At 26.8% G+C, this 16,453-nt stretch carries 11 protein-coding genes, 4 tRNA genes and 3 rRNA genes; 14 read left to right on the top strand and 4 right to left on the bottom strand.

Annotated features, from left to right (window positions below):
- Nucleotides 1-22 precede the first annotated feature (22 nt).
- Genes sufC through pykF form a run of 5 tightly spaced genes read left to right on the top strand, consistent with a single transcriptional unit; the run spans nt 23 to nt 5,146 of the window.
- The gene (gene sufC / locus GJT83_RS01925) at nt 23-763 is read left to right on the top strand and encodes a Fe-S cluster assembly ATPase SufC (protein WP_168892755.1); all 741 of its coding nucleotides are present in this window, start codon (nt 23-25) and stop codon (nt 761-763) included.
- Entirely contained in the window at nt 744-2,045 is a 1,302-nt protein-coding gene (locus tag GJT83_RS01920) for a SufD family Fe-S cluster assembly protein (RefSeq protein ID WP_168892754.1), read from the top strand. Before sufC ends, GJT83_RS01920 begins: the two co-directional genes overlap by 20 nt.
- Entirely contained in the window at nt 2,020-3,252 is a 1,233-nt protein-coding gene (locus GJT83_RS01915) for a SufS family cysteine desulfurase (RefSeq protein ID WP_168892753.1), read from the top strand. The genes GJT83_RS01920 and GJT83_RS01915 overlap by 26 nt, the downstream gene beginning before the upstream one ends.
- Before the next feature lie 2 nt (nt 3,253-3,254).
- Nucleotides 3,255-3,686, top strand: a complete 432-nt coding sequence (gene sufE / locus GJT83_RS01910) for a cysteine desulfuration protein SufE (protein WP_168892752.1) — start codon at nt 3,255-3,257, stop codon at nt 3,684-3,686.
- A 50-nt stretch (nt 3,687-3,736) separates the two neighbouring features.
- Nucleotides 3,737-5,146: a pyruvate kinase PykF gene (pykF, locus tag GJT83_RS01905; protein WP_168892751.1), complete on the top strand. Its 1,410-nt coding sequence runs from the start codon at nt 3,737-3,739 to the stop codon at nt 5,144-5,146.
- A 152-nt stretch (nt 5,147-5,298) separates the two neighbouring features.
- Here the strand turns inward: pykF and GJT83_RS01900 are convergent, their stop codons facing one another.
- Entirely contained in the window at nt 5,299-6,453 is a 1,155-nt protein-coding gene (locus GJT83_RS01900) for an aminotransferase class V-fold PLP-dependent enzyme (protein ID WP_168892750.1), read from the bottom strand.
- A gap of 157 nt (nt 6,454-6,610) precedes the next feature.
- Between GJT83_RS01900 and murI the strand changes: the two genes are divergently transcribed.
- The 8 genes from murI to GJT83_RS01860 all read left to right on the top strand — a co-directional run bounded on the left by murI (nt 6,611) and on the right by GJT83_RS01860 (nt 12,899).
- A complete protein-coding gene (gene murI, locus GJT83_RS01895) occupies nt 6,611-7,426 on the top strand; it encodes a glutamate racemase (protein ID WP_168892749.1) in 816 nt (271 codons plus the stop codon).
- A gap of 202 nt (nt 7,427-7,628) precedes the next feature.
- Nucleotides 7,629-9,188, top strand: a 16S ribosomal RNA gene (locus GJT83_RS01890).
- A gap of 167 nt (nt 9,189-9,355) precedes the next feature.
- Nucleotides 9,356-12,304, top strand: a 23S ribosomal RNA gene (locus GJT83_RS01885).
- Between the two features lie 64 nt (nt 12,305-12,368).
- Nucleotides 12,369-12,484 (top strand): 5S ribosomal RNA (gene rrf / locus GJT83_RS01880).
- The 16S, 23S and 5S rRNA genes sit together here with 4 tRNA genes alongside, the layout of an rRNA operon.
- A gap of 34 nt (nt 12,485-12,518) precedes the next feature.
- Nucleotides 12,519-12,592, top strand: a tRNA-Thr gene (locus tag GJT83_RS01875).
- Between the two features lie 30 nt (nt 12,593-12,622).
- Nucleotides 12,623-12,704: transfer RNA gene (locus GJT83_RS01870), tRNA-Tyr, on the top strand.
- A gap of 17 nt (nt 12,705-12,721) precedes the next feature.
- Nucleotides 12,722-12,792, top strand: a tRNA-Gly gene (locus GJT83_RS01865).
- Nucleotides 12,793-12,826: 34 nt separating this feature from the next.
- Nucleotides 12,827-12,899 (top strand) — tRNA-Thr (locus GJT83_RS01860).
- Nucleotides 12,900-12,916: 17 nt separating this feature from the next.
- Here GJT83_RS01860 and GJT83_RS01855 read toward each other — a convergent pair.
- Entirely contained in the window at nt 12,917-13,831 is a 915-nt protein-coding gene (locus GJT83_RS01855; RefSeq protein WP_168892748.1) for a methylenetetrahydrofolate reductase, read from the bottom strand.
- 232 nt (nt 13,832-14,063) lie between these two features.
- On the opposite strand from GJT83_RS01855, the gene crp reads away from it, so the two are divergent.
- Nucleotides 14,064-14,696: a cAMP-activated global transcriptional regulator CRP gene (gene crp / locus GJT83_RS01850; RefSeq protein WP_168892747.1), complete on the top strand. Its 633-nt coding sequence runs from the start codon at nt 14,064-14,066 to the stop codon at nt 14,694-14,696.
- A 2-nt stretch (nt 14,697-14,698) separates the two neighbouring features.
- Here the strand turns inward: crp and trpS are convergent, their stop codons facing one another.
- Together trpS and rpe are read right to left on the bottom strand one after the other, a co-directional pair.
- A complete protein-coding gene (gene trpS / locus GJT83_RS01845) occupies nt 14,699-15,703 on the bottom strand; it encodes a tryptophan--tRNA ligase (RefSeq protein WP_168892746.1) in 1,005 nt (334 codons plus the stop codon).
- A 69-nt stretch (nt 15,704-15,772) separates the two neighbouring features.
- A complete protein-coding gene (rpe, locus tag GJT83_RS01840) occupies nt 15,773-16,438 on the bottom strand; it encodes a ribulose-phosphate 3-epimerase (RefSeq protein ID WP_168892745.1) in 666 nt (221 codons plus the stop codon).
- Nucleotides 16,439-16,453 lie beyond the last annotated feature (15 nt).

The raw sequence follows: 16,453 nt of genomic DNA, 5'->3' as shown, positions 1-16,453 counted from the left end.
TCAATATATTTTGCATAAAATTATGTTAAAAATAAAAAATTTACATGTTCATATAAATAATAAAGTAATATTAGATCAATTTAATCTAACAATTAATTCTGGAGAAATTCATGCTATAATGGGTCCTAATGGATCCGGTAAAAGTACTTTGTCATTTATTTTAGTAGGAAAAAAAGAATATATTATTTCTAAAGGGAATATATATTTTAAAAAAAAAAATTTATTAAATATGGATCCTGAAATAAGAGCAAGAGAAGGAATTTTTGTTTCATTTCAATATCCTCCTGAAATACCAGGTGTTACTAATAATTTATTTTTATATACATCATTGAATGAAATAAGAAAATATAATGGTCTATCTACATTAGATAGATTTGATTTTCAAGATTTAATTCAAAAAAATATAAAAATATTAGGTATAAAAGAAGATTTTCTCCAACGTTTTGTAAACGTGGGTTTTTCTGGCGGTGAAAAAAAAATTAATGATATACTACAAATGTTAATTTTAAAACCAAAATTATGTATTTTAGATGAAATTGATTCAGGATTAGATATTGATGCATTAAAAAAAGTTTCAAAAATAATAAATATTATGAGATCTAAAAATAGATCATTTATTATTATTACTCATTATCGTCGTATATTAGACTATGTTAAACCAGATTATGTACATATACTTTATAATAATAAAATTGTTAAATCTAGTGATTTTATGTTAGTTAAACAATTAGAGGATCAAGGTTATGGCTGGCTTAATAAATAATAATTTATTGAAACAATTAAATTATATATATAAATTACATAAAAAAAATCATTTTTCAGAAAAATCGGAAAATCATTGGTTAAAATTAAAAAAATTATTAAATAATCAACAATATATAAAAAAAAATACATATATAAATATTATACATAATAAACTATTTAAAATTCCCTTAATTAAACCATTACTAAAAAAAGATTTATCAAGTTTTATTTTTAAATTAAATGCTATTTTTTTATATTTTATTAATGGTAAACTAAATAAAAATATAAGTGATATAGATAATATTTGGTATAAAATAACTATTAATAAATTTAATAATTTAAATAATCAAAATACTTTTATTAAACATAATATTTTTACTCATTTATCAGAATCTTTATCTAAAGAAATTATTTTTATTGATATAAATTTAAATAATATTAATTATATTAAACCACTTTATTTAATATATATTAATATAGGTTACAATAATAATAATTTTCTTTATATGTCAAATTATAGAAATTATATACATATAAAAAAAAGACAATCTATTACAATTTTTGAACATTATATTGATATAAATCAATCTTATTTAAATAATATTTATACAACTTTAATTTTAGAAAATAATGTAAATTTAACTCATTATAAATTAATTACTGGTAATAAAAAAAATTATTATTTTACTAATGATGAATATTTATTTAAAAATAATAGTTATATTAAAAAATATGATTTTTTGATGTCTAATAAAATGATATATCAAAATAATAATTTTCAATTTAATGGAAATAATTCGCAATTAGAATATAAAAGTTTATCTTTATTAAAAGGAAATAATGTTTCTTATATTAAAAGTTATTTAGAACATAATGGAAAATATTGTTATAGTAATCAACTTTTTAAAGCAATAGTATCAAATAAATCTATTATAAATTTTAAAGGACTATTAAAAATTAATCCATTAGCTATACAAACAAATGGTCAAATGAATTACAGTGGATTATTGCTTAATAAAGATTCAGAAATGAATGTTAAACCAGAATTAGATATTTATAATAATGATGTAAAATGTAAACATGGGGTTTTTTCTGGTAAAATAGATGATCAACATTTATTTTTTTTAAGAACAAGAGGTATAGACTTTAAAAAATCACAAAATATACTTCTTTTTGCATTTGTAGTTGACTTTATTCAAAATATTTGTGATGATAATTTTAAAAAAAAGATATGTAATTATTTATCCAGTTATTTCTCTAAAGAGAATATTTTTAATGAATTTAAATTTAATAAAAATTAGAAAACAATTTCCTATTTTATCACGTAAAGTTAATAAACATAACTTTATTTATTTTGATAACGCTGCTACTGTACATAAACCAATATCAGTTATTTCTAAGATAAGTAATTTTTATAAAAAAAATTATTCATCAGTACATAGAGGAACACATACATTAAGTATAGAAGCAACTAACATTATGGAAAAAGTACGTTATCAAGTAGCTAATTTTATTAACGCAAGAAAAATAGAAGAAATAATTTTTACTAAAAGTACTACGGAAGGAATAAATTTAATTGCAAATACCTGGGGTATAAATAATCTTTCTTCAGGAGATAATATTATTATTTCAGAAATGGAACATCATTCTAATATTTTTCCATGGAAGATTATATCAGAAAAAATAGGATTTAATATTCGTATTATACCATTAACTCAAAATGGAGAATTAAATTTTAAACAAATTTCTAATTTAATAGATCAAAAAACTAAATTAATATCTATTACTTATATTTCTAATGTATTAGGTACAGTTAATCCCATAAATAAAATAGTAAAATTAGCTAAAAGTAAAAATATTTTAACATTAATAGATGGTGCTCAAGCAGTTACAAATAGAATAATTAACGTTCAAGACATTGGATGTGATTTTTTTGTTTTTTCTGGGCATAAAATTTTTGGTCCTACAGGAATTGGTATACTTTATGGAAAAAAAAATATATTAGAATTAATGCCACCCTGGGAGTTTGGAGGAGGTATGATAAGTAATATTGATTGTAATAATTTTCCTATTTGGGAAAAAATACCATGGAAATTTGAAGCAGGTTCTCCTAATATTGCAGGAATTATAGGGTTAGGTGAAGCGTTATCATGGTTTACATCTTTTAATATTAAAGATATTATAAATCATAATCAAAGTTTAACATTATATGCTTTAAAAAAAATTTCTAACATACCAAATATTAAAATTTTTGGTAATAGTTTTTTAAAAAATAGAGTAGGTATTATTTCTTTTAATTTAAAAAACTATCATCCTTATGACATAGGATGTTTTCTTGATGAATATGGTATTGCAATACGTACTGGACATCATTGTGCTATTCCTATAATGAAATATTATAATGTTAAATCTATGTGTAGAATATCTTTTTCTATATATAATATTTTTGAAGAAATAGATATATTTATTAGTAAATTAATCTATATAAATAATTTATTAAATAAATAATTATGGTTATAAATATATTACCTAATCAAAATATATTAAAAACTAATTTTAAGCGTTGTAGTAATTGGGAAGAACGTTATTTATATATAATTGAATTAGGAAATAAAATTCCTATTTTATCACAAAAACATCATTCTTCAAAAAATTTGATTCATGGTTGTCAAAGTCAAGTTTGGATTACTTTAAAAATTAATTTTAGTAATGATCATGTATCATTTAAAGGATATAGCGATTCTTCTATAGTACAAGGTTTATTAGCTATTATTTTTATATTTTATAATAATAAAACTTATAATAAAATTATTAACTTTGATATTCAATCATGTTTTAAACAATTATCTCTAGATAAATATCTATCTCTATCTAGATTACAAGGAATAGATATTATTATAAATACTATAAAAAAAAGATTAATAAAATTAATTAATATTTAATTATAAATAATATAAAATTATATTTTAAAATATAGGAATACATAAAATATATGAAAAAAACAAAAATAATATGTACTATTGGACCTAGTTCAGAATCTAAAGAAATATTATCCAAATTATTAAATTTAGGAATGAATGTTATGAGATTAAATTTTTCTCATGGAAATCATAAAGATCATGAAAAACGTATCATAATTTTAAGAGAAATTATGGATATAACAGGACAAAATGCAGCAATATTATTAGATACTAAAGGTCCTGAAATACGTACTATAAAACTTAAAAAAGGTATAGATGTAGATTTAAAATCTGGACAAAAATTTGTTTTAACTACAGATAAATCTGTTATTGGTGATAATCATTGTGTTGCTATAACATATCCTAATTTAATTTTTGATCTTAATATAGGAAATAAAATACTTGTAGATGATGGTCTTATAGAAATGAAAGTATTAGAAATAAGTAATAATAATATTATTTGTCAAGTATTAAATAATGGTAAATTATCAGAAAATAAAGGAATTAATTTACCTGGAATATCTACTAAATTACCTTCTTTATCAAATAAAGATAAAGAAGATTTAATATTTGCATGTAAAAATAAAATAGATTATATTGCTGCTTCATTTATAAGAAAAAAAGAAGATATATTAGAAATTAAAAAATTTTTAAAAAAAAATAAAGGAGAAAGTATTCAAATTATAGCAAAAATTGAAAATCAAGAAGGTTTAAATAATTTTGATGATATTTTAAGTGTTTCTGATGGTATAATGGTAGCTAGAGGAGATTTAGGAGTAGAAATACCTGTAGAAGATGTAATTTTTGCTCAAAAAATGATGATTAGAAAATGTAATTTTTTTGGTAAGGTAGTAATAACTGCAACTCAGATGTTAGATTCTATGATTAAAAATCCTCGTCCTACAAGAGCAGAAGCTGGAGATGTAGCTAATGCAATTTTAGATGGTACTGATGCTGTAATGTTATCAGGAGAAAGTGCTAAAGGAAAATATCCTTTAGAATCTGTTGCTATCATGTCTAATATTTGTGAAAGAACAGACGTAACTATGGACAACAGGATAAATTTTTATAAAAATACAGATATGAGTATTACTGATGCAATATGTCGTAGTGCTGTAGAAATATCAGAAAAATTAAAAGCACCTTTAATTATTGTAGCAACAGAATTAGGTAAATCTGCAAAATCAGTAAGAAAATATTTTCCTAAAGCTATTATTTTAGCCTTAACAACTAATATTAAAACTTCTAAACAATTAATATTAAGTAAAGGAATTATACCTAAATTAGTAAAGAAAATATTATCTACAGATGATTTTTATTATATAGGTAAAAAAGTTGCTTTATCTAGCAAATATGCTATAAAAGGAGATGTTATTGTTATGGTTTCTGGAGCTTTAGTTCCAAGTGGAACAACAAATACTACTTCTGTTCATATAATATAATTATACTATTATATCAATTTATATTTTAAATATATATTTAAAATAATATTTAAAATTAATAAAATTATTTATGACATATTAATACTTAATTATTACTAATATTTTTTATATTTTTTATAGATAGAATTTTTTAATATTATTTTAAATTAGTTTTAATTATGTGTTATTTTATTTATTGATTTATGTAATTTATAAATAGTATAGTCAATTTCTTTTTTAGTAGTAAATCTACCTAAAGAAATACGTATAGAATTTTTAATTAATTCATTTTTTAATCCTATTGATTTTAATACATATGAAGACTGAGAATAATAAGATGTACATGCTGATGAAAAAGAAATAGCAATATCATTCATTTCTATAATAAGTAATTTATTAAATACATTTTTAATACTTATATTAATTATATAAGGAGAACTATGTAAATAATTTCCATTATAATATATTCCTTTTATATTTTTTATATTATTCCATAAATAATTTTTTAAATTTTGAATTCTTAATCTATCTTTTTCCATTTCATTAATAGAAATACTTAATGCTTCTGACATACCAATTATTTGATGAACAGCTAAAGTACCTGATCTAATATTTTGTTCTTGTCCACCTCCATGAATAAAAGTTTCTAAAATAATACCTGGTTTTTTTTTATTAATATATAAAACTCCTATTCCTTTTGGTCCATAAAATTTATGGGCAGAAAATGACATTAAATCAATATTCATATTTTTTAAATTAAACGGATATTTTCCAATACTTTGTGTTGCATCAACATGATAAATTATATTTTTATTATTACATATTTTTCCTATTTTTGATATATTTTGAATAACACCTATTTCATTATTTATATGCATAATAGAAACTAGAATAGTATTATTATTAATAGCTTTTTCAAATTTATTTAAATTAATTAATCCATCTTTAGATGGTTTTAAATATGTAACATGAAATCCAATTTTTTCTAAATAATTACATGTTTCTATTACAGATTTATGTTCTATTGTACTAGTAATAATATGTTTTTTATTTTTTTTAAAAGAATTAACTACACATTTTATTGCTATATTAATAGATTCACTTGCTGAAGATGTAAATATAATTTCATTATCATTACATCCTATACATTTAGCTATATTATTTCTAGCGCTATCAATAGCTCTTTCTGCATTCCATCCAAATATATGTAAATTAGAAGAAGGATTACCAAAATTTCCATCTATAGTTAAATATTTCATCATTTTTTTTAAAACTCTTTTATCTACTGGAGTAGTAGCTGCATAATCTAAATAAATTGGATTTTTCATTATTTTAATCCATAAAATTATATATTTATAATAAAAATTATGTATTATTTTATAATATTTAATTATTAATTAATGTTTTAAATAAAATTTTCATTAATTAAATTTATGTAATAATATTTTAAAAAAATAAAATTTATAAAAAAAAGAAAATTATATTATGAATAAAATATTACTAAAGCCTAAAATTACAATTTTTATTTTTGATTCAGGAGTAGGAGGAATATCAATATATAATCAAATTAAAAAAAAATTTCCTGAAATATATTTCATATATTTATTAGATAATCAATTTTTTCCTTACGGTATAAAATCAAAAAATTGTATTTTTAAACGCTGTATAAAAATTTTAAAAAAAGTATCATATCAATATCATTTTTCATTAGCAATAATAGCATGTAATACAGCTAGTGTCTCTAGTATTCCTATGATACAAAATTATTTTTCTTTTCCCATTATAGGAGTTACACCAGTTATAAAATATTCTATTAATAAAACAAATAATGGTGTTATTGGTATAGTAGCTACTAAAACAACATTAGAACATTATTCTATAAAAAAAAAAATAAAATATTTTAGTAAAAATTATATTATAGAAACTATATCATCTAAAAAATTAGTATTGTTAGCTGAAGATAAAATACAAGGATTTAATATATCTTTAAAAAAGATAAAAAAAATTTTTAACCCTTGGTATAAATTAAAAATTTTTCCAGATACAATAATATTGGGTTGTACTCATTTTCCTTTAATTATTGATGAATTAAAAGAAACTTTACCTAAAAATATTAAATTCTTAGATTCTAAGATTGATATAATATCTAAAATACAAAAAATTATAACCAATCATAAATTTTTATTTAGTATACAAAAAAATTTTATTTTATATACAAAATATACTTTAAAAATAGTAAAAATAAAAAAATATTTATTAAATCAAGGATTTAATTTTTTTAAAAAATTTAAAATTAAATAAATTTTTTATTAATTTTATAAAAAATTCTTGACTCTTTTATATTTGTATGTAAGATTAAATTTTAATACTTATTTTAATATAGTTCTTTAACAATATATAAAAACTTTTTAAGGGCACTCTTTTATAAGAGTTTTGTTAATTTATAAATTTAGTTAAATTAAAAATTAAATTGAATTTTCTATTTTATTTAATTTTTATGTTTCAATTGAAGAGTTTGATCATGGCTCAGATTGAACGCTGGCGGCAAGCCTAACACATGCAAGTCGAGCGGCATCGAAATAAATAGTTTACTATTTATTGTCGGCAAGCGGCGGACGGGTGAGTAATATCTGGGGATCTACCTTTTGGAGGGGGATAACTATTGGAAACGATAGCTAATACCGCATAATATCGTAAGATTAAAGTGGGGGATTTTATAATTTTTTGTAAAACCTCATGCCATTAGATGAACCCAGACGAGATTAGCTAGTAGGTAAGGTAAAGGCTTACCTAGGCTACGATCTCTAGCTGGTCTGAGAGGATGATCAGCCACACTGGAACTGAGACACGGTCCAGACTCCTACGGGAGGCAGCAGTGGGGAATATTGCACAATGGGCGAAAGCCTGATGCAGCTATGCCGCGTGTATGAAGAAGGCCTTAGGGTTGTAAAGTACTTTCAACAAGAAAGAAATAATAAAATTTAATAAATTTTATTACTGACGTTACTTGTAAAAGAAGCACCGGCTAACTCCGTGCCAGCAGCCGCGGTAATACGGAGGGTGCGAGCGTTAATCGGAATTACTGGGCGTAAAGAGCACGTAGGCGGTATATTAAGTCAGATGTGAAATCCCTGAGCTTAACTTAGGAATTGCATTTGAAACTAATATACTTGAGTTTCGTAGAGGGGGGTAGAATTCCAGGTGTAGCGGTGAAATGCGTAGATATCTGGAGGAATACCAGTGGCGAAGGCGACCCCCTGGACGAATACTGACGCTCAGGTGCGAAAGCATGGGTAGCAAACAGGATTAGATACCCTGGTAGTCCATGCTGTAAACGATGTCGACTTGGAGGTTGTAAGCTTGACTTGTAACTTTCGTAGCTAACGCGTTAAGTCGACCGCCTGGGGAGTACGACCGCAAGGTTAAAACTCAAATGAATTGACGGGGGCCCGCACAAGCGGTGGAGCATGTGGTTTAATTCGATGCAACGCGAAAAACCTTACCTGGTCTTGACATCCATGGAATTTAGTAGAGATACTTTAGTGCCTTCGGGAACCATGAGACAGGTGCTGCATGGCTGTCGTCAGCTCGTGTTGTGAAATGTTGGGTTAAGTCCCGCAACGAGCGCAACCCTTGTCCTTTGTTGCCAACGGTTCGGCCGGGAACTCAAAGGAAACTGCCGGTGATAAACCGGAGGAAGGTGGGGACGACGTCAAGTCATCATGGCCCTTACGACCAGGGCTACACACGTGCTACAATGGTATATACAAAGGGAAGCATCCTCGCGAGAGTAAGCGGATCTCACAAAATATATCGTAGTTCGGATTGGAGTCTGCAACTCGACTCCATGAAGTCGGAATCGCTAGTAATCGTAGATCAGAACGCTACGGTGAATACGTTCCCGGGCCTTGTACACACCGCCCGTCACACCATGGGAGTGAGTTGTAAAAGAAGCAAGTTGCTTAACCTTTATTGGAGGGCGCTTACCACTTTGTGATTCATAACTGGGGTGAAGTCGTAACAAGGTAACCGTAGGGGAACCTGTGGTTGGATCACCTCCTTTACTTTAAGTACATACTCTATAAAGAGTGTCCTTAAAAAGTTTTTAAAAAAATAAAATTTATTTCAATAAATTTTATTTTTGTTCTTTAATAATTAGGATAATTTTTGTAAAATCATTTTTTAAATATAAAAATAGTTTTTACATAGATAAACGATTGTGGGTTGTAAGGTTAAGTAAATAAGCGTATACGGTGGATGCCTTGGCAGTCAGAGGCGATGAAGGACGTACTAATCTGCGAAAAGCATCGATAAGCTGATTTGAAGCATTATTAGTCGATGATATCCGAATGGGGAAACCCAATGTATTATTTTATACATTATCGTTATTTAAATTCATAGAATAACGAGGCAAACCAGGAGAACTGAAACATCTAAGTAACCTGAGGAAAAGAAATCAATTGAGATTTTCTTAGTAGCGGCGAGCGAAAAGGAAATAGCCCAGAGACTTAATCAATTATTATATTAGTAAAAATGTCTGGAAAGTCATACGAAACAGGGTGATAGTCCCGTATATTAAAATATATTAATTGTGATCTCGAAGAGTAGAACGGGACACGTGGTATCTTGTTTGAATATGGGGGGATCATCCTCTAAGGCTAAATACTACTGACTGACCGATAGTGAACTAGTACCGTGAGGGAAAGGTGAAAAGAACCCCGGTTAGGGGAGTGAAATAGAACCTGAAACCGTATACGTATAAGCAGTAGGAGCATTTGTTATTTTAAAAATGTGACTGCGTACCTTTTGTATAATGGGTCAGCGAGTTATATTTTGTAGCAAGGTTAACTGTATAAGGGAGCCGTAGGGAAACCGAGTCTTAAAAGGGCGTTAAGTTGCAAGGTATAGACCCGAAACCCGGTGATCTAGCCATGAGCAGGTTGAAGGTTAGGTAATACTAACTGGAGGACCGAACCGACTAATGTTGAAAAATTAGCGGATGACTTGTGGTTAGGGGTGAAAGGCCAATCAAACCGGGAGATAGCTGGTTCTCCCCGAAAGCTATTTAGGTAGCGCCTCGTGTTATTCATATTCGGGGGTAGAGCTCTGTTTCGGTTAGGGAGTCATCCAGACTTACCAATCCGATGCAAACTTCAAATACCGAATAATGTTATCACGGGAGACACACAGCGGGTGCTAACGTCCGTTGTGGAGAGGGAAACAACCCAGATCGCTAGCTAAGGTCCCTAAGTTATAATTAAGTGGGAAACGATGTGGGAAGGCATAAACAGCCAGGATGTTGGCTTAGAAGCAGCCATCATTTAAAGAAAGCGTAATAGCTCACTGGTCTAGTCATCCTGCGCGGAAGATGTAACGGGGCTAAATTATACACCGAAGCTGCGACAATAAATTTTATATTTATTGGGTAGGGGAGCGTTCTGTAAGTCGTTGAAGGTAAATTGTAAAATTTATTGAAGATATCAGAAGTGCGAATGCTGACATGAGTAACGATAAAATAGGTGAAAAACCTATTCGCCGAAAGACTAAGGGTTCCTGTCCAACGGTAATCGAGGCAGGGTAAGTCGACACCTAAGATGAGGCTGAAAAGCGTAGTCGATGGAAAACAGGTTAATATTCCTGTACTCAATGTTATTGTGAAGGGGGGACGAAGAAGGTTAGGTTATCCAAGTGATGGTTGTCTTGGTTTAAGCGTTTAGATGGATTATCTAGGAAAATCCGGATGATCATTAATTAAACATTGAGGCGTAATGACGAGATACTTTATTGTATTGAAGTAATTAATACCATACTTACAAGAAAATCCTCTAAACTCTAGATAACATAGAATCGTACTCTAAACCGACACAGGTGGTCAGGTAGAGAATACTAAGGCGCTTGAGAGAACTCGGGTGAAGGAACTAGGCAAAATAGTGCCGTAACTTCGGAAGAAGGCACGCTGGCATGTAAGTAAAAAAATTTACTTTTAGAGCTGAAGCCAGTCTAAGATAACAGCTGACTGCAACTGTTTATTAAAAACACAGCACTGTGCAAACACGAAAGTGGAAGTATACGGTGTGACGCCTGCCCGGTGCCGGAAGGTTAATTGATGAAGTTATCGTTGTTATTTTTTACGAAAAGCTTTTGATCGAAGCCCCGGTAAACGGCGGCCGTAACTATAACGGTCCTAAGGTAGCGAAATTCCTTGTCGGGTAAGTTCCGACCTGCACGAATGGCGTAATGATGGTCAGACTGTCTCCACCCGAGACTCAGTGAAATTGAAATTGCTGTGAAGATGCAGTATACCCGCGGCAAGACGGAAAGACCCCGTGAACCTTTACTATAGCTTGATACTGAATATTGAATATTGATGTGTAGGATAGGTGGGAGACTATGAAATATTAGCGCTAGTTAGTATTGAGTCAACCTTGAAATACCACCCTTTAATATTTACTATTCTAACCTAGATCCGTTATCCGGATCAGGAACAGTGTCTGGTGGGTAGTTTGACTGGGGCGGTCTCCTCCCAAAGAGTAACGGAGGAGCACTAAGGTCAGCTAATCACGGTCGGAAATCGTGAGGTTAGTGCAAAGGCATAAGCTGGCTTAACTGTAAGAGTGACGGCTCGAACAGATGCGAAAGCAGGTCTTAGTGATCCGGTGGTTCTATATGACAGGGCCATCGCTCAACGGATAAAAGGTACTCCGGGGATAACAGGCTAATACCGCCCAAGAGTTCATATCGACGGCGGTGTTTGGCACCTCGATGTCGGCTCATCACATCCTGGGGCTGCAGTAGGTCCCAAGGGTATGGCTGTTCGCCATTTAAAGTGGTACGCGAGCTGGGTTTAGAACGTCGTGAGACAGTTCGGTCCCTATCTGTCGTGGGCGCTGGAAGATTGAAAGGAGTTGCTCCTAGTACGAGAGGACCGGAGTGAACGCATCTCTGGTGTTCGGGTTATCATGCCAATGGTATTGCCCGGTAGCTAAATGCGGATAAGATAAGTGCTGAAAGCATCTAAGCGCGAAACTTTCCTTAAGATTATTCTTCCCTGGATATATTTATTATTTATATATATCCCTAAAGGGACGTTAAAGACTATAACGTTGATAGGCTGGGTGTGTAAGCATAGTAATATGTTGAGCTAACCAGTACTAATAATCACCCGTGAGTCTTAACCTTACAACACCAGAATCGTTTAAATATTATATAACTATAACTATTATTTATAACCAAATTTTTTAATCCTGGTATACATAACGCAATGGTACCACCTGAATCCATTCCGAACTCAGAAGTGAAACGTTGTAGTGCCGATGGTAGTATGAGATTTACTCATGTGAGAGTAGGAAAATACCAGGATAAATTAATTAAAACTATTAGACATAAAACAAATGCCGGCTTAGCTCAAAATGGTAGAGCAACTGACTTGTAATCAGTAGGTTACCAGTTCAATTCCGGTAGCCGGCATTTGTTTTATGTCTAACTATGTTTTTTTATGGTGGGATACCCAAGTGGCTAACGGGAGCAGACTGTAAATCTGTCGTCATAGACTTCGAAGGTTCGAATCCTTCTCCCACCAAATAATTATTGATGAAGGCAGGCATCGTATAGTGGTATTATCTTAGCCTTCCAAGCTAATGATGCGGGTTCAATTCCCGCTGCCTGCTCAATTAAATTAATAATGAATGATATATTTTTTTAGCTGGTATAGCTCAGTAGGTAGAGCACATCTTTGGTATGGATGAGGTCCTCAGTTCAATTCTGGGTATCAGCAAATATTTTAAATTTAAATTAATTTAAAATAATTTTTTTAGGTTTAATACCTAAATAAAGACAAATAGCATAAATTATTTCTGATTTATTTAAAGTATAAAAATGAAAATGATTTACTCCTTCATTTTTTAATCCTATTATCATTTCTATAGCAATAAAACTTCCTAATAATTTACATATATTTTCATCTTGTTCATTTAAATTTTTAAACATATTATTTATATAATTAGGTATCTTAATATTTGTTATTTTTATAAGTTTTTTTAACTGTATAAAATTTGTAATGGGTAATATACCTGGAATAATTTCTATATTTATTCCTTGAGATATACATTTATCACGAAATAATAGATAATTTTCTATATTAAAAAAAAATTGTGTAATAGCTTTAGTAGCACCTGCATCTATTTTTCTTTTTAAATTAATTAAATCTTCTTTCGTATTTTGAGATTCTGGATGTACTTCAGGATATGCTGCTACTGAAATATTAAAATTTGCTATTTGTTTTAAAAAATAAACTAAATCAGAAGCATACATTAAAGAATTAATATTTTTATTAGATTTTATTTTATCACCTCTTAAAGCGACTATATGTTTTATTCCATTTTTCCAATATTTTGTTGCTATATTATATAATTCATCATTCTTCATATTTATACATGTTATATGAGGAGCTAATTCTACATTGACATATTTTTGAATTTTTTTTACAAAATTATATGTATTCTTATAAGAATTATTAATATTGTTATGTGTTGTTATAGAAATAAATTTTGGTTTTAATATTACTAAAGTTTTAATTATTTTCCAAAAATTAGATTTTATTTCATAATTTGAAGGAGGAAAAATTTCAAATGATATATTAAATTTATTCAATGATTTATTAAAAAATTTATCTATATATTCTTTGTTTTCTATACAAAAATATTTCATTCTTATAATTCCAAATTATATTTACATAAATAAAAAAATTATAAAATATAACTCATAATTTTTTATAAATTAAATATTTAATTTTAATTTATATTATATACAATATATAATATGTGATTTTAATATTTGTTATATTTAATAATATACTTTATTATATATAATATTTTTAAAAAATTTATTAAATATAAATTATTATTAATATAATATTAATAATAAAATTAAAGGATGATTAATGGTAGTTTTTAAATCAAAAAAAGATTCTACTTTAGAATGGTTTCTTACTTATTGCCATATAAATAAGTATTTAGCTAAAACTATTTTAATAAATAAAGGTGATATAGCAAAAAATTTATATTATATATTAAAAGGTAGTGTTGTAGTTTTAATTAAAAATAACAAAGGAAAAGAAATTATTCTTAGTTATTTAAATCAAGGAGATTTTGTAGGAGAATTAGGAATTTTTAATCATACTCATAAACGTACTGCATGGGTTAAGTTAAAAACAGATTGTGAACTAGCAGAAATATCTTATAAAAATTTTTGTAATTTAATTAAAATTAATAATGATATTGTTATAAAGGTTTTTTCTCAAGTAGCTCACAGATTACAAATTACATCTAAAAAAGTAAGTAATTTAGCTTTTTTAGATGTAAGCAATAGAATTGTAAAAACACTGTTAAACTTAGCTAGAAGTCCTGATGCGATTACTCATCCTAATGGTATGCAAATTAAAATTACTAGACAGGAAATTAGTAAAATAGTTGGTTGTTCAAGAGAAACAGTAGGACGTATATTTAAAATTCTTGAAAATCAAAATTTAATTTATGCACATGGAAAAACAGTTGTTATTTATGGTACTCGTTAATATTATTTATACAATCCTATAATATCATAAACTTTATTTAAAGTAATATCTGCTTTTTTTCGAGCTTGATTAGATCCATTAATAATAATATTATTAAGTAATTTTTTATCTTTTCTAAATTTAGAATATTTTTTTCTAAATTTATCTAAAAATATACATAAATGTTCTATAACATATTTTTTAAAATTATTATAAGTTTTTCCTTTAAATTTTACTTCTAAATTTTGAATAGAATTATTAGTAATATTAGAGATTATACTAAGTAAATTAGAAATACCTGGCTTATTAATTTTATCATATATAATATTAGGAGGGATATCAGAATCAGTAACAGCATTTTGAATTTTTTTTGTAATTATATCATTATTATCAAATAAACTAATAATATTATTAGAATTAGAATCTGATTTAGACATTTTTTTAAGAGGATTTAATAAAGACATTATAGATGATCCATGAGAATTAATAATTTTTTCTGGTATTGTAAATATTTTTCCATAAATAGAATTAAATCTTTTAGCTATATTTCTAACTATTTCAATATGTTGTATTTGATCTTTTCCTACTGGTATTTTTTCTGATTGATATAATAAAATATCAGCTGCCATTAATATGGGATAATTAAATAATCCAATATTAATATTGTTATTTTTAGATAATAATGTTTTTTCTTTAAATTGAATCATTCTTTTTAATTCACCAAAATAAGTAAAACAATTTAATATCCAACTTAACTGTGTATGTTGAGGAACATGAGATTGTATAAAAATAATATTTTTATTAGGATTAATATCACATGCTAAAAAAATAGCCAAAGTATCTAATATATTTTTATTTAAAATATTTGGTTTTTGATATATGGTTAAGGAATGAAGGTCTGCAATACAATAAATACAAAAAAATTTTTTTTGAATTATTTCCCATTGTTTTAATGCACCTATATAATTACCTATTGTAAGATTACCTGTTGGTTGAATAGCACTAAATACTATTGGTTTAATTAACATAATATAAAATTTTATTTAAAGTTAAAAAAAAATTAAAATAATAATTTTTATTATATATAATTTATTTACTTACTTCAATTCTATTTTAATTTGTTTAATAATTTTTTTATAAGATAATGAATTTTTAAATATAGTTGAACCTAATACTAATATATCAGCTCCAGATCTTGCTACTTTATTTATATTATTTATATTTATTCCTCCATCAATTGATAATAATATATTCTTTTTATTTTGATTAATTATTTTTCTTGCTTGAATTATTTTATTAAAAATATTTGGAATAAATTTTTGTCCTCCAAATCCTGGATTTACTGACATAATTAATATTAAATCTAGTTTATCCATTATATAATCTAAATAATGTAATGAAGTAGATGGATTAAAAGCTAATCCTGCTTTACATCCATATTTTTTTATTAAAGAAATACTACGATCAATATGATCTGAACATTCTGGATGAAAAGTAATATAATCTGCTCCAGCTTTAGCGCAAGAAATAATTAAATTATCTACTGGTTTTACCATTAAATGTACATCAATAAGATTTTTAATTCCATAGTCTCTTAATGATTTTAATACTATTGGACCTATAGTTAAATTAGGAACATAATGATTATCCATAATATCAAAATGTATTATATCTATTCCAGCTATAATAACATCATTAATTTCTTTTCCTAAATAAGAAAAATTAGCTGATAAAATGGATGCAGCAAGTAAATATTTATTCATCTTTTTATTTTTATG

Source organism: Enterobacteriaceae endosymbiont of Plateumaris pusilla, assembly GCF_012562765.1.
GTDB lineage: Bacteria > Pseudomonadota > Gammaproteobacteria > Enterobacterales > Enterobacteriaceae.
This window is presented reverse-complemented; position numbering and strand designations above follow the sequence as displayed.